This window comes from Pantoea sp. ACRSC, assembly GCF_022346785.1.
Lineage (GTDB): Bacteria > Pseudomonadota > Gammaproteobacteria > Enterobacterales > Enterobacteriaceae > Pantoea > Pantoea alvi.
Genome location: NZ_JAKRNN010000024.1, coordinates 29606 through 46347 on the forward strand (window position 1 = coordinate 29606; position 16742 = coordinate 46347).

23 protein-coding genes and 1 pseudogene are annotated in these 16742 nt (G+C 53.2%); 5 read left to right on the forward strand and 19 right to left on the reverse strand.

What is annotated here, in order from left to right; translation table 11 throughout:
- The 5 genes from MHZ97_RS18920 to MHZ97_RS18940 all read right to left on the reverse strand — a co-directional run bounded on the left by MHZ97_RS18920 (position 1) and on the right by MHZ97_RS18940 (position 3354).
- Positions 1-204, reverse strand: coding sequence for a tail protein X (locus tag MHZ97_RS18920; protein ID WP_239315414.1), 204 nt, complete (start codon positions 202-204; stop codon positions 1-3).
- Complete coding sequence (locus MHZ97_RS18925; RefSeq protein WP_239315413.1) at positions 204-668, reverse strand: head completion/stabilization protein; 465 nt, start codon at positions 666-668, stop codon at positions 204-206. The genes MHZ97_RS18920 and MHZ97_RS18925 overlap by 1 nt, the downstream gene beginning before the upstream one ends.
- Before the next feature lie 100 nt (positions 669-768).
- Positions 769-1419 carry a terminase endonuclease subunit gene (locus MHZ97_RS18930; RefSeq protein WP_239315412.1) on the reverse strand — a complete coding sequence of 217 codons (651 nt, stop codon included), beginning with the start codon at positions 1417-1419 and terminating at the stop codon, positions 769-771.
- Between the two features lie 3 nt (positions 1420-1422).
- Complete coding sequence (locus tag MHZ97_RS18935) at positions 1423-2484, reverse strand: phage major capsid protein, P2 family (protein ID WP_239315411.1); 1062 nt, start codon at positions 2482-2484, stop codon at positions 1423-1425.
- Positions 2485-2499: 15 nt separating this feature from the next.
- Entirely contained in the window at positions 2500-3354 is an 855-nt protein-coding gene (locus MHZ97_RS18940; protein ID WP_239315410.1) for a GPO family capsid scaffolding protein, read from the reverse strand.
- A gap of 142 nt (positions 3355-3496) precedes the next feature.
- Between MHZ97_RS18940 and MHZ97_RS18945 the strand changes: the two genes are divergently transcribed.
- The gene (locus tag MHZ97_RS18945) at positions 3497-5263 is read left to right on the forward strand and encodes a terminase ATPase subunit family protein (RefSeq protein WP_239315409.1); all 1767 of its coding nucleotides are present in this window, start codon (positions 3497-3499) and stop codon (positions 5261-5263) included.
- Positions 5263-6300, forward strand: a complete 1038-nt coding sequence (locus MHZ97_RS18950) for a phage portal protein (RefSeq protein WP_239315408.1) — start codon at positions 5263-5265, stop codon at positions 6298-6300. The genes MHZ97_RS18945 and MHZ97_RS18950 overlap by 1 nt, the downstream gene beginning before the upstream one ends.
- 20 nt (positions 6301-6320) lie before the next feature.
- Here the strand turns inward: MHZ97_RS18950 and MHZ97_RS18955 are convergent, their stop codons facing one another.
- From MHZ97_RS18955 to MHZ97_RS19015, 14 genes and pseudogenes are all read right to left on the reverse strand, one after another.
- Complete coding sequence (locus tag MHZ97_RS18955; RefSeq protein WP_239315407.1) at positions 6321-7148, reverse strand: hypothetical protein; 828 nt, start codon at positions 7146-7148, stop codon at positions 6321-6323.
- Between the two features lie 11 nt (positions 7149-7159).
- On the reverse strand, positions 7160-7819 hold the full coding sequence (locus tag MHZ97_RS18960; protein ID WP_239315406.1) for an XRE family transcriptional regulator: 660 nt from the start codon (positions 7817-7819) through the stop codon (positions 7160-7162).
- Between the two features lie 17 nt (positions 7820-7836).
- Positions 7837-8646 (reverse strand): TIGR04255 family protein, encoded by an 810-nt coding sequence (locus MHZ97_RS18965; protein ID WP_239315405.1) that lies wholly within the window; start codon positions 8644-8646, stop codon positions 7837-7839.
- 64 nt (positions 8647-8710) lie between these two features.
- A pseudogene (locus tag MHZ97_RS22370) lies at positions 8711-8890 on the reverse strand (hypothetical protein).
- Positions 8891-8919: 29 nt separating this feature from the next.
- Positions 8920-9105: a hypothetical protein gene (locus tag MHZ97_RS18970; RefSeq protein WP_239315404.1), complete on the reverse strand. Its 186-nt coding sequence runs from the start codon at positions 9103-9105 to the stop codon at positions 8920-8922.
- A gap of 151 nt (positions 9106-9256) precedes the next feature.
- The gene (locus tag MHZ97_RS18975) at positions 9257-9490 is read right to left on the reverse strand and encodes a DinI-like family protein (RefSeq protein WP_239315403.1); all 234 of its coding nucleotides are present in this window, start codon (positions 9488-9490) and stop codon (positions 9257-9259) included.
- A gap of 14 nt (positions 9491-9504) precedes the next feature.
- Positions 9505-9693 carry a hypothetical protein gene (locus MHZ97_RS18980; RefSeq protein WP_033755241.1) on the reverse strand — a complete coding sequence of 63 codons (189 nt, stop codon included), beginning with the start codon at positions 9691-9693 and terminating at the stop codon, positions 9505-9507.
- A 120-nt stretch (positions 9694-9813) separates the two neighbouring features.
- Positions 9814-12072: a replication endonuclease gene (locus tag MHZ97_RS18985; RefSeq protein ID WP_239315402.1), complete on the reverse strand. Its 2259-nt coding sequence runs from the start codon at positions 12070-12072 to the stop codon at positions 9814-9816.
- Positions 12072-12278 (reverse strand): TraR/DksA C4-type zinc finger protein, encoded by a 207-nt coding sequence (locus MHZ97_RS18990; RefSeq protein ID WP_239315401.1) that lies wholly within the window; start codon positions 12276-12278, stop codon positions 12072-12074. Before MHZ97_RS18990 ends, MHZ97_RS18985 begins: the two co-directional genes overlap by 1 nt.
- A complete protein-coding gene (locus MHZ97_RS18995; RefSeq protein WP_069728938.1) occupies positions 12278-12505 on the reverse strand; it encodes a DUF2732 family protein in 228 nt (75 codons plus the stop codon). The genes MHZ97_RS18990 and MHZ97_RS18995 overlap by 1 nt, the downstream gene beginning before the upstream one ends.
- Positions 12506-12574: 69 nt before the next feature.
- Positions 12575-12916: a DUF5347 family protein gene (locus MHZ97_RS19000; protein WP_239315400.1), complete on the reverse strand. Its 342-nt coding sequence runs from the start codon at positions 12914-12916 to the stop codon at positions 12575-12577.
- Complete coding sequence (locus MHZ97_RS19005; RefSeq protein WP_239315399.1) at positions 12853-13056, reverse strand: phage filamentation protein Fil family protein; 204 nt, start codon at positions 13054-13056, stop codon at positions 12853-12855. The genes MHZ97_RS19000 and MHZ97_RS19005 overlap by 64 nt, the downstream gene beginning before the upstream one ends.
- A 9-nt stretch (positions 13057-13065) precedes the next feature.
- Positions 13066-13575: a phage regulatory CII family protein gene (locus MHZ97_RS19010; protein ID WP_239315398.1), complete on the reverse strand. Its 510-nt coding sequence runs from the start codon at positions 13573-13575 to the stop codon at positions 13066-13068.
- A 34-nt stretch (positions 13576-13609) separates the two neighbouring features.
- On the reverse strand, positions 13610-13846 hold the full coding sequence (locus MHZ97_RS19015) for a regulator (protein WP_239315397.1): 237 nt from the start codon (positions 13844-13846) through the stop codon (positions 13610-13612).
- A gap of 89 nt (positions 13847-13935) precedes the next feature.
- On the opposite strand from MHZ97_RS19015, the gene MHZ97_RS19020 reads away from it, so the two are divergent.
- From MHZ97_RS19020 to MHZ97_RS19030, 3 genes are all read left to right on the forward strand, one after another.
- Entirely contained in the window at positions 13936-14541 is a 606-nt protein-coding gene (locus MHZ97_RS19020) for a phage repressor protein CI (protein ID WP_239315396.1), read from the forward strand.
- A 9-nt stretch (positions 14542-14550) separates the two neighbouring features.
- On the forward strand, positions 14551-15570 hold the full coding sequence (locus MHZ97_RS19025) for a tyrosine-type recombinase/integrase (RefSeq protein WP_239315395.1): 1020 nt from the start codon (positions 14551-14553) through the stop codon (positions 15568-15570).
- 107 nt (positions 15571-15677) lie between these two features.
- Positions 15678-16742, forward strand: a complete 1065-nt coding sequence (locus MHZ97_RS19030; RefSeq protein WP_239315394.1) for a hypothetical protein — start codon at positions 15678-15680, stop codon at positions 16740-16742.

Below are 16742 nucleotides of genomic sequence, written 5' to 3' on the forward strand. Positions count from 1 at the left end.
TCAGTCCCAAAGCTGGACGGCCTGCACGGTTGCCGTCGTCGTCACGTCCGGCAGCTCCACTTCCAGCCCGTGCGGCAGGATGGGGCCATGCTCAGACAGCCCCGGATTCGCCCGTATAACCTGCTCGGTCATGCCCTGCGTGCGCCCGTAGTGACGCCAGCAGAGCGCATCTACCGTGTCGTACTGCTGCGCACGCACTTTCATCAGATAAGCTCCACGGTGCTGTGCGGCAGGTTCTGCACGCGGCTGATGGCCCAGCGCGCATCCCGCCACAGGTCGCCGGTCGTGTCGGCCAGCTCCTCGCCGCGCTTCGCCGCAGCGGCGGTCGCGTCAAAGTCCTGGTAGCGCTCGTTAAGCACCGCACGGGTCCAGCACCACACCGCATTAACGTAGTGATGCAGGCGCACGCTCTCACCGGCCAGCTTTTCCGCCGGCACGTCGGCCAGGGTGTTAAACCCGCGCAGCTCCTGCCGCTCGCGCCATGAATAAAGCTCGGTATTGACCTCCGCCATCGCGGTGAGCACCACCTGCTTTAAGCGCTCCGGCGTCACGGTGCCGTCTACGCGCATTGCGGCTCTGAACTTCGCCAGATCGACGTCCGGCCAGAACGAGTTGTTGGGGATAATTTCCGGCGTTCCCGTCGCCTTCTGCGGCGCTACAAATTCCATAGCCTTGATACTCCTGAAAAGGTTGGGCGGTGGACGGGGTTTTGATAAGGCTCAGCCTGTCGCCACCCCGTGCCGCCCCGCGCGTGGGCACGTCCGGTTATCAGCTGACGTTGCGGATTTTCCGCTCCAGCTGCTCAATGTCTTTTTTCACGCCGCAGCGCTCGTCGAGCTGCAGCGCCTGCTTAAGATGATTCAGGGCCATCTGGGGCTGGCTGCCGGTGAGCACGTAGCCGATGGACTTGTGCAGGCGGGCACGCGACTGGTCCGGCATATCCAGCCCGTCGGTTGCCTCCAGCGTCTGCATCAGCAGGGCAGGATCAAAGTCGCTTTCTGCCATCAGGGCATTTTTAGCGGCGTCGGCCATCTCTTCGGCCAGCAGGGTCTGCACGTTTCGGTTAAACCCCTGCGGCATAGACCAGCCGTGCTTAAGGGCATGGCGGCCAACGGCCAGCGCCCCGGCATAATCCCCGGCGTCAATGCGCCACAGCATCACGTACATCAGCACGTCATCCTGTTGCGCGCCGTCGGCGGCCAGCACGCCGTCTACCCAGGCGGCATATTTCGGCAGCACTTCCACCTTGATTTCGGCTTTTTTGACGTTGGACTGAATGCCCTTGAGGCGGCGGCGGTCTTCACCCAGTTGCATCAGCATCAGCTCGTAGCCGTTCGCGTGCCGGGCAGAGCCGCCCGTGCGGGCGGCCTGCTCAGCCTGAACGCGCAGGCGGTGCTGCCGTGCGGGACTCAGGCTCATGGTTTACGCTCCGGCACCGGCATCAGCTGGCGCGCTAAAGTCGCCGATGGTGATGTTTTCGATCAGCGCGGCGCAGCGGTAGTCCTCCACCACGTACGCCTCGTTAACCGACTCGTAGTTCTCGATGCGGTCGCGCTTCGGATTGTCGATAACCGAGCGGCGGCGGGTGTCCTCCTGCCAGTAAATCGACAGGTTATCCAGACGGGTGATCAGCAGGGCATTAGCCGGGAAGTACGGCGCGCGCACCGCCTGCAGGCCGCCCATACGTTTCTGGCTGATGATGAGATCGGCGGCAAGCTTTTCGGTATTGGCCTGCTCGTTGTTGACCAGCGGAAAATACTTGTCAGACAGCAGCTCGCGCCCGCAGATAACCACCATTTCGTCATCGTCCTGGAAGATGGGATCGATAAGCTCGTTAACCGCATCCATGACCAGCGCGTCCAGGTTGGCATAGTCGCCACCTTTGCCGACCTTCACCGATCCGGCGGTGGTTTCGCCGTCTTTAGTCGTGCTGCCCATCACGTTGTCCGGGGCGTCTTCGCGCAGCTTCTGCAGCCAGCCTTTGTTGACGTCCTGCAGCAGCGGGTTCTCTGCGCGGTTAGAGGTTTTGGCGCGCTTCACGCCGTTGAAGCCGATCATGATGCGGTCCAGCGCCTGGCGCTTCACGATGGCGTCGCGGATGCGGGTCTGGAAGTCCTGAAACTTCGCCCACATGTCCAGCTTCGCGTAGGTAATGGCCGTGTCGAAGTTGGTCTGCTCGCACTTGTACTCGGTGTCGGTCATCGCCGTTGGATCGGTCGGCTCGCGGTCCTTAGAGCCGGTATCGGTGGTGCCCGCGATGGTGCTGCCGACGCCGAGGCCCAGCAGCTGGCCGGACTGTTCAGATACGGCGATAACGTTAACCAGCGTCAAAAACGCGGTGCTCTGCTGGATGGTGTCCTCCAGCGTCTGCGCCACAGACGGCTCCACGCTGAACTTGCTGGAAAGCTCCGCAATTTCCACGGAATAGATGCGCGCCAGTTGGCTCAGGTAGGCGTTAAAGGCAAAACGGGTCTGTTTTTTCATGGGGTGTACTGCTCCTTAGCAGTTGGTCAGGTGAGCGGCCGGCGCATCGCCGCCCGGTGCGCGCTGGCGGTAGTCGGGGCGGCTGTCTGCGCGCTCCAGCTGCTCTTTGAGTTCGTTAAAGGCTTCCTTCTGCGCCGACAGATCATCCAGTTGCGACTGCAGGCTGCTTTCCAGCTGGCTCAGGCGCTCGGCCTGCTCGCCCAGCGTTCTGTCGGTGCGGGTGCCATAGTTCTGCTGCTCGCTGGCAATCAGCTCGACCGCCTGATGCACGTCGCTGAAACGGTCGTCATCGGTCTGCTTTTGTTTGGCAAACATCGCCTTGATGCGGGTAAACAGGGCGGGCTTTTCCTCCGGCACGTCTTCCAGCTCGATCACGGTTTCGGTGGCGGCGGTAAAGAGGTTGTCCGGGTGCTGCTTGCGGTTTGCCAGCGGGTTCTTTTCTGCCGACGCGCTGAACGCCAGCATTTCGGTGCCGAGGCTCGCCGGATCGTCCGTGGCAGCCAGGCCGACCAGGTAGGCTTTGCCGGTGTCGGCAAATTTAGTGCTGACCTCCATGGAGGTGAAAAGCTTCTGGCCTTTTTTAACCAGCTCGACGAGCGAATCCGTTGGCATGATGTCGGCGTAGAGCGCCATTTTCCCGGCCAGCGGTCCGTCGGGGATTTCCTCCGCAACCAGCGCGCTCACCGAGCCGTAGCGGTTAAAGGTGCTGTCCGGGGCGTAAGACTTGATGTGCTCCAGATTAATCAGCGCGGTGTAGACCTGCGGGTTGTACGCGGCGGCCATCTGCACGAGCCACTCGCGGGAAATTTCGCGCCCGTCCGTGGTGGCACCTTCCACCCCGATCCGAAAACGCTTTGCAGTTACTGTCATGAGCCAGGCTCCGTTGTGAAAAATCGCTTTGAGGCTCTATGTTTGCGGCGGGAGGGGATCGAAACAACGCGGGGCCATTGTGCGGAAAACCACACAATGAGGAGCGGCGGAAAAGGGACCGCCGGGGCCGTATTTTGGGGCCATGACAACGACACTCGCCCCCGAAGACCTCGATCCCCGCAGGCAGGCCTTGCTCCTGTACTTTCAGGGATACCGTATCGCCCGCATTGCTGAAATGCTGGGAGAGAAACCCGCAACCGTTCACAGCTGGAAGAAGCGCGACAAGTGGAACGACTACGGCCCGCTTGACCAGATGCAGCTCACCACCGCCGCGCGCTACTGTCAGCTGGTCATGAAGGAGACGAAAGAAGGGAAGGACTACAAGGAAATTGACCTGCTGGCGCGCCAGTCCGAGCGCCACGCCCGCATCGGCAAGTTTAGCAACGGCGGGAACGAGGCGGACCTTAACCCGAAGGTGGCAAACCGAAACAGCGGCCCCCGCAAGCCACCGGAAAAAAACGTATTCAGCGACGAACAGATCGAGAAGCTGCAGGAGATTTTCCACGGCTCGATGTTCGGCTATCAGCGCCAGTGGTGGGATGCGGGCAACAAGCACCGCATCCGAAACGTGCTTAAATCCCGTCAGATCGGCGCGACGTTTTATTTTGCCCGCGAAGCACTGATCGATGCCCTGACCACCGGCCGCAACCAGATTTTCCTGTCAGCCAGTAAGGCGCAGGCGCACGTCTTTAAGCAGTACATCATGGAGTTCGCCAAAGAGGTGGATGTAGAGCTGAAAGGCGACCCGATGACGCTCAGCAACGGCGCGTGCCTGTACTTCCTCGGCACCAACGCCCGCACCGCGCAGAGCTATCACGGCAATCTCTACCTGGATGAATATTTCTGGATCCCGAAGTTTCAGGAGCTGCGCAAGGTGGCGTCCGGCATGGCCCTGCACAAGAAATGGCGGCAGACCTACTTTTCCACCCCGTCCAGCCTGACGCACAGCGCCTATCCGTTCTGGTCCGGTGCGCTCTTCAACCGTGGGCGCGCTAAGGGGGACCGCGTGGACATCGACCTGACCCACGGCAACCTGTCGCCGGGCTGCTTCTGCGATGACGGCCAGTTCCGCCAGATTGTCACGGTTGAGGACGCCGTGCGCGGCGGCTGTAACCTGTTCGACCTCGATCAGCTGCGCCTGGAGTACAGCCCGCCGGAATACCAGAACCTGCTGATGTGCGAGTTCGTGGACGACCTGGCGTCCGTGTTCCCGCTGCAGCTGCTGCAGAAGTGCATGGTAGACAGCTGGGAAGTCTGGAACGACTTCGAGGCGCTGGCGCTGCGCCCGTTCGGCTGGCGCGAGGTCTGGATCGGTTATGACCCGGCGAAGGGCACGCAGAACGGCGACAGCGCCGGGTGCGTGGTTATCGCGCCGCCCGCCGTGCCGGGCGGCAAGTTCCGCATTCTGGAGCGCCACCAGTGGCGCGGCATGGACTTCCGCGCGCAGGCCGAGTCCATCAAAAAGCTGACCCAGCAGTATAACGTCACCTATATCGGGATCGACTCCACCGGCGTCGGCCTCGGCGTCTATGAAAACGTGAAGATGTTTTTTCCGGCCGTGAAAGAATTTGTCTACAACCCGAACGTGAAAAACGCCCTGGTGCTGAAGGCGTACGACATCATCAGCAGCGGCCGTCTGGAGTTCGACGCCGGGCACCTCGACATCGCGCAGTCATTCATGGCAATCCGCCGCGCCACCACGGCCAGCGGCAACCGCCCGACCTACGAAGCCAGCCGCAGCGAAGAGGCAAGCCATGCCGATTTAGCCTGGGCGACGATGCACGCGCTGGCAAACGAACCGCTGCAGGGCGAAGCTGCCCACAGCCGCAACATTATGGAGATTTACTGATGAGCAAACGCAGGAACCGCACGCGCACCCAGTCCGTGCAGCAGCAGATGACCGGCGGCGCGGCGGCAGAGGCTTTTACCTTCGGCGACCCGGTGCCGGTACTGGACCGCCGCGAGCTGCTCGACTACGTGGAGTGCGTCATTAACGATCGCTGGTATGAACCGCCGGTGAGTTTTGACGGACTGGCGCGCACGTTCCGCGCAGCCGTGCATCACAGCTCGCCGCTCAACGTGAAGCGTAACATCCTGACCAGCTCGTTTATCCCGCATCCGTTGCTGAGCCAGCAGGCATTCAGCCGGTTTGTGCAGGACTACCTGGTGTTTGGTAATGCGTATCTGGAAAAACGTACAAATCGCCTCGGCGGCGTGCTGGCACTGGAGCCTGCGCTGGCAAAGTTCACGCGGCGCGGTATCGATCTCGACACCTACTGGTTTGTGCAGTACGGACTCAGCATGCAACCTTATCAGTTCACGCCGGGCAACGTGTTCCACCTGATGGAGCCGGATCTGAATCAGGAGGTGTACGGCCTGCCGGAATATCTTTCGGCCATTCCGTCTACGCTGCTGAACGAGTCGGCGACGCTGTTCCGCCGCAAGTATTACCTCAACGGCAGCCATGCGGGTTACATCATGTACGTTACTGACCCTGCGCAGAATCAGGAAGATGTTGACGCCATGCGCAAAGCCATGAAAAGTGCGAAAGGCCCTGGCAACTTCCGCAACCTGTTCATGTACTCGCCGAGCGGTAAAAAGGACGGCATTCAGATCATCCCGCTGTCAGAGGTCGCGGCTAAAGATGAATTTCTGAATATCAAGAACGTGAGCCGCGATGACATGCTGGCCGCGCATCGGGTGCCGCCGCAGATGATGGGCATTATCCCGAACAATACTGGCGGGTTCGGTGACGTTGAGAAGGCCAGCCGCGTGTTCGTACGCAATGAACTGATGCCGCTGCAAAAACGCTTCGAGGAACTAAATAGCTGGCTAGGTGAAGAGGTCATAAAATTCGAAAAGTATGATCTCGCAATACAAAATTAATAAAGCGGGCTATGCCCGCTCTAATAGGTTCCCGAAGATAGATACTCGCCCGAATGTTCTGCTGACAAGCTGATATATTCAACACGCCACTGATCCATTTTACGGAGAGAATAAAGCGTAAAATTTGTATCAGCAACAGGAAGACAATCCTCTAAAGCTATCATTTCAGCAGTGTCAGCTGTGCCATAATATTGTTCAAAAATCTTTTTGAGCTCACGAGCAGCAGCAGCAGCAGCCTCACGTGTTGCTGTGCCACCCTCGATGCCATCATATACAACGCTGATGGATAGCTCATATGGTAAACCTTCTGGCAGATCTTCGAATCTGGCTTCACCTAAATCAAAAAAAATGCCTACTAACTCATCTGCATACTTTTCAATGATTTTTGCGACTTCGCCTTCGAATGCGAACTTTCCTTCGTCATAGGCTCTAAGGCGGTCTTCGAAAGAATTAGGGAATGCAGGTCGGCCATATTTAGCAGCCAGCCATTGCTTTAGCCCTTGCTTTTCATCGTCAGTGATCAGCATTTCTGCATCAAAATCTTCACAGTCAAAGCTTGCCTTTGGTATGACGACTTTTTTGTCATGCCTCAATTCAATGGCAGATGTCTCATCAAAGCACAAGTGTAATATTCGAGGATGCTTAGCCCTTTTAAACTGACGCTGTGCCTTCTTAACTTCTCCGATGATAACTTCTACAAACTTATCAGACGGACTCTGCAAGTCGCAGTCGTGAGTAATCACGACTGCTTTAAGTTTGTCTTGCCCTGGCTCAATCAAGCCAAGCGAAATAGCGTCATCTGTTCTAAGAATGTGCCCCTGTCTCCAGGATGTGCCAAAGCCAAGCATGTTCCTCTCTCTTAATCTCTTACATCTGCACTAGGAATAGATACATATGACTTCCAGCTATCCGTAGATTTAGCCTTAGTTTCTCTTCCGATGACTTGATCAGCCTCGCTCTTTCTGGCTTTAGACTCATCAATTAACGTTGAAACGGCTTCGAGCCAGTCCCCACCGTTTTTTACTATATCCAGTATGGTTAAGCCATTAAAAGCCTTGATTTTGCTCAGGTTTTTCGCATCTGTAACATTAGCCTTGACGAACTCATCAGAAATTCTGCTTAGGGTTAAGATGTATTGTTCATTTTTTTTGTCTTCAGGTAAAAATTCGCCCGAAACCCATTTATACAAAGCTTGTCTCGTAACGCCTAAGTCTCTTGCAAGCTCAGACATTGATGGATTAATAACATTACGTATATTTTCAAGATGTTGAGCAATAGTTCTTACCTCAACATCATTTGCACCAGTGTCACCGTAACGAAGATCGATACCATCAAGATTAAACTCTTGATGCACTCTTGGCTTAACATATTCCATCCATTGTGGCAGGTCTTCTACAAAATAACTCGAACCTGTTCCCGACAGCAAAAAAGCAGTAGCAATCACAGTACAAGTACCTACTCCAGCTTTTGAAGTCGTTAATGGACGTTCAAAGCCACTACCAATAACTGATGTGTACATACCCCCCCCCTAAACAGTTACTTCCACTTCTCCAAAGCAAATGGTGAAACCATACTTTCAAAAGCTGATTTCAATATTCCATGAAGTGATAATAACTGTTGGTTGATTTTCTCACTATCAGGTTGCATGTTGCCCTCAACATAATGATCAGTATCAATCACACAGTGCCACCGAGCTGAGTTCTGATGAAATTTTTGAAGCATATTTACGCCATAAGGAACTACATCAGGCGGAAAAGCCAAGGTTCCATTCATCTTATACAATTTAGCAATCAGCACGCCATCATTAATCATTGGCTGAACATCTGTTTGGAACACTGCCTCGTTACCTGACTGAATAGCCTTTAAATTTGATGATACACCATGAAGCCCTTCAGCCAAGTAGTCTTCTACCTTTTCTCCTTCGGACGGTACCACAGCATCCAGATATCGAATCCCAACCCTTGTTATAAGTGCTGGCTTAGCATTTTCAAGCACTGTTTTGAGGCCAAGCATAAGCGCAGCAAAAAAAGGCTTATGAGTTATATAATCAGTAGTTTGAAAAATAATAAAATCATTACTTAAGACAAAGCCAGCGGTTTTATCAACGTTAGTAATGTACCAGCGAGTGATCGTGTCAAAGCTTGGTTCAAGCTGTTGATTGGGTGCTGTAACATCAAATCTGATCTGATTATCTTCTCTTTTTTCAAAAAGAGGATATCCTTCAAGCCTCAAGACGTCTTGAATTTCATCAATATATTTTGCCATCGCCTTAATGGGTGTGAACTTCACTTGGGCTAGAGCGAAGTATACGGGTGCGTTTACCATACGCCCGTTCACGTTAGACATATCTTTCTCCAGTAGTATTTAAGTTGAGTCAAGTTTACACCTTGATTGACACTTGCACCATTGTTTAGTTCATCAACAACATCTTTTGATATTGGAACCTGAATGCCTTGGCGCGCGCTCGTACCCCCGCCACGCCTGCCCGCTTAATGTAGTGGTTTTCATGCAGGTGCATGACATAAGCAAAAGCCCGCCATTACTGGCGGGCCGGGGCATAAACGATCCTTTCGGGATCATGCGAATTCATGCGGCATAGTCATGCAGTGCCGGGCAACATCAAAACAGGGGCAACTGGTCATCAGGCTCTGACTCTGGCACTTCAACTTTTCGCTTGGTGAAATCCATGGCAAGCAGAAGAGCCTCCCGGTAAGTCAGGGGAAACGGCCGGCCAAAGATAAACGCATTTTCGAAAGTCTGCCCCAGCCAGAAACCGCCGCCACACTCGCGCGACTGTTGAAACATAACCCATCCACCTGGACGGAAATATGGGAGGGTTTCACCACGATAAACAACCTGAAATTCAGATTCTCGTCCCCCCATAACCTAATGCCTCGCTCGCTCGTTGTTCAACCCTGCCGCCGTCAAAATCAAGCTTTTGACGTCTGCACGGTTATCAGTGTAGCCAGCTGTCATCTTTCCAGACGTTCTGGAGCAGATCATTTAGCCGCCGCCTGTCCTCGTCGAGTTTAAAGCCAGGCATTTCTATTCTTGTGTGGCTTCCTTGCCGTACCTGCACTACTGCTTCGGGGTAAAGCGCTACTACGCGCCTGTGTATCTCGTCATGAAAAGCTTCAATCACTGACTGGCTTAGTTTTTGATTTTTATCAAGCATAATTTCAATGCGCATAGTCTCCCCTCAAATCATTCAGATACTTGTATAGATCGTGAATATTCGTGGCTTCTTACCTTACGCATCAGCTCATCAGTCAGCTCTGAAACCCACTGAATCGCGAGCTGTTTCTCATCTTCACTGCAATCACTTGCTGCAACAAGTTTCATAAATAAATCAATACGTTGGAGCTTCATTGACTCCAAAAAATAGTCTCGCATAATCCCTCCGCACAATGAATAACTGGTTATGCATACAGTATATTACGAATTTCCAAATGTGAAATGATTTTTTATGGTCAATAAGACTTTATCTGAAAGCATGCTCTTGAAGTTAGGACGTTAATTGGCTTCATTCGCATCCTTAGAGGCACGAGCTAAGCGCCCTATTCGCTCCAGAATTTCATATTTTTTAGGTCCAGCATGAGGCCTCACTAACTCACCATATGCAGAACTGCGAAACAGTCGGCCAGCAATTTTCGTCTGCGTGCCGCCAATCAGGCGCACGGCCAGACCGCGGCTGATGGTTTCACCGCATAATTCCTTCACCTGGCCTATCACGTTGTCGCATGCGGCCTCGATTTTGTCCGACCGCCTTAGCTGCCGATGTCTTTTTTCTGGCTCCTGCGCCCTGATCCGGCTCAGCAGCTGCCGTCTTTCTCGTCTGCTCATGCCGTCCAGGTCGATATTGTCGAAACTTTCCGGCGGGTTCGAATCCTCAGATCTCAACCCCCCCGTACAGTTATTGACAGAACTCCGAGAGGACGCGGACGCGTCCTTAAATTCAAAACCCAAATCAACGGCACGTTTCGGCACAATCTTCCACTGTGCGAGACGGGTGAGGATCGGCGTATCTTCGCCAACTTCAGTTGCATAAACGCCCTTGATGCGCACGGTTTCCTCGCCATACTCGTTCACGTCTTCGCTGGCCTGATACCAGGTGCGCACGGCCAGCTCGTCGCGGCGTACGAACGGGCCGCCCTGTGCGTTAACGTATCCTGCCCAGTCTCCTGCGTCGGCGGCGTCATGCGCGGCCGCAAACTCAACGCTGAGGCCGTGTGCGGTATCGCTGTCTGCCAGGCGGCGCAGCTCACGGTAAACCGTCACCGGCGCGCCACCCACAAACTGGAATTGCCGGATGTGCCAGCGGGCCGCCCAGGCGGAAACGGCCGAGGCGGTTTCCTTCAGGTCTTTGCCGCTTTCGTCGTCCGCCTCGCCGTCCAGCGCGTAGCCGTCGATATTTTTGGAAATGTACTTAGCGACGTAGCCCGTCGCGCTGCCCTTCTCCGGGTCGATAGCCTCCGCGTGAAAGCGGGCCTTGCGGGCCTTGTCTGTTGTCAGCTCGCCGCTGTCTTCCTGCCAGGCGTAGTCGCGCATAATCTCGCGCACGCGCTCAACCTGTTCGGGACGCATAAACATCAGCATGTGCCAGTGCGGGGTTGCGTCGTGATGAGGCTCGGCAACGCGGATCCCGAAGATGCGGATTTCCTCGCGGTGCAGCCTGGCGCGGATTTTTTGCCAGACGCGGCAGAGATAGCGCTGGGTGTCGGCCGGGCTGGCGCCGTTCCATTTACGGTTGTGATGGCCGGTTTTGATTGTGGCGTGATAGCGCGCCGGGGCGGTCAGCGTGTAGAACTCGCCGATGAAGCCCATCTCGTTGCAGATGTTTTCGAAGCCGCGAATGCGGGTCATCAGCTCGCAGCGGCGGATCGCCGGATTGGCCACGCTGCCGTCGTACTTCTCGATCAGGCTGATGCGGTTGCCTTCCTCGTCTTCCAGCTCCATGCCTTTAAGAAACTCACGGGTGCGGCGCTTCTGCTCGCGCCATTCGGAGACGGTCATGCTGCTGGCGTAGGGGGTATGTTTTTTGCTGACGTTAGCCAGGGCAATCTGCAGGTGCTCACGCCATGACGCGGCGACGCGGCGCAGGCGGCCCTTCCACCATTTTTCGGTCTGCATGCGCATGATCGCCGGGGTCACTTCCTCCGGGTCGAACAGGCGGGACGTTACCTTTTCCCACAGCGGCGGCGTCTGGCTCAGCTCGCGGGTGATGGTGGCGGCGGTCATGTAAACGCGGTGCGTGTACCGGTAATCCGACTCGTCGCTGGCCTGCGCGTGCGCCTGTGCCAGCTCGGCGAGGATGAAATTAGCCACATCCCCGGCCAGCAGATCAACGTCAGCGCGCGCCATATCCGGCAGCCGATTAAAGCGGCGCATCAGCTCCCACAGCGTACCGGCCGCGCTGGCCGCGCCAGCCTGTTGCGCGGCATTGCCTGCCAGCAGGTTAAACGTGCCGCTGCTCATTTCTCCGAGGCGGTACTGCTCACTGACGCATTCAACGCGTGGCAATGTGCGCTCAACAAAGGTTTTTGCTAAGTACGCATTGGCACGGGCAATGCCCTGGGTCTTTTCAAGCTCGCTGACGCGGCGCTTAACGTCGAGCTGGATCAGCGTCGGCTGCTTTTCCAGTAGCTCCTGCGCACGCGCTAAAGCCGCAATCATCTGACTGCGGCTGTGCATTTCCTCATAGGTAGGATACGGGCTGGCGATGGCCTCCCGTGGAGCATTCCACGGGTAAGCGTATTCATTCGTAACGAACATTATCGGGAATACCGCTCAGCAATATCCTGACAGTCGACGCAGCGAGTTACGCCACGCACAGCGCGGCGGCGCTGTTCCGGGATCGGGGCGTCGCAGTCTTCGCAAAAAGATGCCGCAGCGCTGACCGGGCGGTTAACCACGCTGGCGATGTTGCGTGCCAGCAGTTCATCGGCACGCTGCTGCGCCATGTCGATTGAGTCGGCCATTAGTGCAGCTCCTGTGATTCGTTCTGATAACGCTCTGCCTCGCGGCGGATCAGGTCTGCAGCTTCGATGCCGGAAAGCCCTCGCTGATGTACGTGCACGGCCAGCTCAACAAGGCGCTCAGACACGGCCAGCGCGCGGTCTTTGCGCTCTTCAATGCGCGCCCTGGTGATGACTGCGGCCAGCGCCTCGGTGTCAGCGTCAAAATTAAATTTCTCGATATTTCGCATTTCACTTTCTCCAGAATTTGGGCAAAAGAATGCCCGGCGGATGTACGCCATTTATTTACTTCGGGTTAATTAATTAGGCAGAGCCATTCGCTTCGGAAATAAACTCACGACTGCTTTTAGATGATTCATTGCACGAATAAGCGCCGCTCTTTCATCAGTAGTCAGTTCACTAAATTCAGCGGCGTGCCTGTCCTTACCGATGCCAGCCAGGAAAAGAATCGCGCCCAGCGCGCGCTTGTTGTCCTGGTAATTACTGTCTGTCACATCGCGCATTTCAGAGAAAAAACGAGCCATATCTTTTTCACAGTTGCCGCCCATCAGCTGCGCGCGGATTAAGGCAACGTGATTCAGCGCCGAAACCCGTTGGCCGGCAGTAAGCTCGACCAGCATTGAATCGCCTTCGATAGCCATGTTTTACCTCTTTGCTCTTTTACCTGTACCTGCTGGCTCAGTACCGGATGCCAGCGCTTGCCGTTCTCGCCCATAATCCAGCCATGCCCGTATGACATCGACGGGCTCTGACGTTTGAGGCGTGCCGCAAATGAAATCATCGTGCGCCCTCAGCTGATGCCAATCGAAGCACCCAGCCCGCTGATAGCGTCAACGGTTGAGGCTAAAGTCGGGTTAGAGTGAACGCGGTTCTGCACGGCCAGCGCGGCCAGCATCATGCAGCGGATCCCGGTATTGGCAGCTTCCAGAATGCCGCGGCGGCAGGTTGCCGTAATACGCTCCGGGTTCGCGGCGTTAGCGGCCATATGCCCGACTTCGGCGGTCGCCTTCAGCACGTACGCCGGAAACTTCTCTTTTGCCAGCTCGTTAACCGGCACACACGGCAGACACTGCAGCTGCGCCAGCATGCCGTCCATCAGCGTGGCGTCTTCGGTCAGGTCGGTGAGCAACAGCACTTCTGGAACGGTCAGCTGATGCACCTGCTCCGGGTTCAGCTTGTTGCGCAGCGTCTGCACTTTCATACCTGCCCGCTGCGCCAGCTCCGCCATGTTGTGCGTGAGCGCAAACTTGCGGCAGGCGTCGTCGTAATCGGTATGTTTGGAAACACGAAAATCAAACATGATTATTCCCTGTCGTTATCTCAATATGGATACATCAACCCTGCATTGTGATTTCGCAGCCAGCTGCTGCTTCGATAGTTAGAGCAACCATATTGATTTCGATCAGCCCGTTTACGCCTTCTTTCTTCCGGATGGGTAAACGATTTTCGCGGTACATCTGGCGCACGGTGCCTTCCTTGTAACCAGTGCGACGACAAAACTCTTCGACAGTAATGTACGGTTCTGAGATCACAAGGTTGATTGAAGGGCGCATTGAAAGTTTACGGGTCATGATGCACTATCCTCTGTTGAGTTCTAGCCAACTCTATTCATCACTATTAAACACGTCTTGATACGACGAGTGAATATTAGGATCACAAATTGGAAAGGTCAACGAAAGATTTTACGAGTCGTAAAGCACCAACTTTACCGGAGGGTGGTAAAGATCCCATTGAACGCATCGTTCAGGCATATGGTTTTTCATCCCGACAGGCGCTGTGCCGCCATTTAAATGTCTCTCAGAGCACTATGGCTAACCGCATAATACGCGGGAACTTTCCAGCTGATTGGGTGCTGATATGCTCTATGGAAACTGGTACTTCGCTTGAGTGGCTGACGTACGGCCGTGGTGATTCAAACATCACAAAACAAAATGAAAAACCCAACAAGATCGAACTCAAAAAAATCACAAATGGGAACTTTTCATCATCTGATTGGGTTGAATATGACATTCAGCTTTTGCCAAGCGATGTTGAGGCTCCTCTGTTAGTACTTTTCGAAAAACAGAATTACCTGGTTGATATGACTGCCGCAGAGATCACCGATGGGCTATGGCTCATCGAGATTGATAAGCTCATAAGCGTTAAAGAGCTTTACCGTTTTCCTGGCGGACGCATTCGCGTTGAGAATGGAAAAGCCTCATTCGAGTGCAAAGCGGAAGACATCAAGGTTTTGGGCAAAGTCCTTGCCCGTACTGAGTATCTTTAAAGGCAAAGCATGGCGATTAGCAAATTACCCAACGGAAAATGGCAAGCTCAGGTGTTCCCGAACGGCCGAGACGGTAAACGGATACGCCGCCAATTTGCCACCAAAGGCGAAGCGCAGTCTTTTGAGAAATTTGTGAAGGATCAGGCTCAGGATAAACCTTGGCTGGGAGAGAAAACAGATAAGCGCCGGGTAATAGAGCTGGTTGAATTGTGGTTCAATACGCATGGCATCACGTTGGCGGATGGCGAGAAGCGGCGAACCACGATGGCGTTTGCCTGCGAAGCGATGGGAAATCCACTGGCTACCGAATTCAACGCGAAGATTTTCGCGTCATATCGTGAGCAGCGGCTAAGTGGGAAGATTACCCGCTCTACCCGGGTGAAGACGGTAACGCCGCGCACAGTAAATTTAGAGCTGGCGTACTTCCGGGCGATGTTTAATGAGCTGCGCCGGTTGGATGAATGGACCGCACCCAATCCGCTTGAGAACGTACGCGAGTTTAAAATCAGTGAGTCGGAAATGGCGTATCTCACTATTGAGGAAATTAAAACCCTTCTCGTCGAATGTGAAAACAGCCGATCTAAAGATCTGACGACCATTGTGAAAATCTGCCTGGCTACGGGTGCACGATGGAGTGAGGCCGAGGGCTTGAAAGGAAACCAAATCCGCGCCGGCCAGATCATCTACGTGAAAACTAAGGGCAAGAAAAATCGCGCGGTGCCGATAACTGAAAAATTACAGGCTGATCTGCCATCGAGCAGGAAAGCACAGTTGCTCTTTAAACCATGCTATTCAGCTTTTAGAAAAGCCATGCAGCGCGCTAGTATCGAGACACCTGCGGGGCAATTGACACATGTTTTACGTCACACTTTCGCATCTCATTTTATGATGAATGGTGGAAATATTCTTGTGCTTCAGAGGATACTAGGTCATACAGATATTAAGGTAACGATGCGATATGCGCACTTTGCACCGGACCATTTGGCTGAAGCGATGCAGCTGAATCCACTTAATAAAATTGAGGGTTAAGATTAAAATCCCGAAGTTCCATATCTACCGGATTACGATTCATTAAATAACATAAAAAGCACTAAGTTAAATAAATCAGCTAAATTTATCCGCAGAAGGATTTGAAGATGAGTTTCACCAAAACAATTGAATTCGCAAACTATACATTAAATTTTGGTTCTGACAAGGTTCTGCTTGATGCCTTTGAAAGTATCGTTTATCCATCCTTTCTGGATCAGAAATACATCAGAAAATTCAAGGATACGGAATACTTCTTTACAGATACACGATTGATAATATTAGATGACATTGATCCTACTTTTATAGGGCCACTTCAATTGAATGTTCCAACCATTGCTTTATGTGGTCGAATAATTAAAAAGACTATTTTCAAAAGAGAACAGATATTCCATGATGGGGAACTTATCAAGGATCCAAAAACACTTGAAAGTCATCCAAGTTCATTATTTATTTTAATACTCAACGACCATAGGCTGATGTTATGCAAAGAAGTTCCCGGCGCACCAACCTTAGAAGAGTTTGAAAACACCAGTAAACATTGCCTAGCTAAACGTTATAATTCATTCATCGATTATCAAGTCGAGAAGAATAGACGGCTAAGAAAAAAGAAACCTCATATTGGCCGACTGTATAAAAAAGAAATTTATACCATACTAAGCATCCCCAAACTACGAGTTACCCCACTAACTGACCCAAGAACTTTAAGTGATTTCGTTGAGCTTTTTTCTGTAGTAAACAGACTATCGATTGAATTATTGCCTACAAACAGCGAAAACATCTCACTGGATGACTTTTGGAGAAAGATAGAAGAAGAGAATGAAGAACTAAACAGCAATAAAGCACAGCTTTTTTTCACAAACAGAAATGAAGATGGTTTGGATCCAAATGCAGTAATTGAGAAAACTACAAGCGCAACAAGAATGGCAAATTCCAAAATAATAATATCAGGTAAAGACGAACACGGGGCCAAATTATCTGGTAATAATGATAGTTTCACACTCAAGACTCCAAGCCCAGCCATAAGTTCCGATGTAGACCAAGCAGCACTAGAGGCCTACTCATCTTTCAAAAAACTAGAGGAAGATGGCAATATAGTATCACCTGAGAGAAATTCACATGAAATATTAAAAATAAGCACTAGAATAATCTCTATTGTAAAAAGGTGGTTCTAA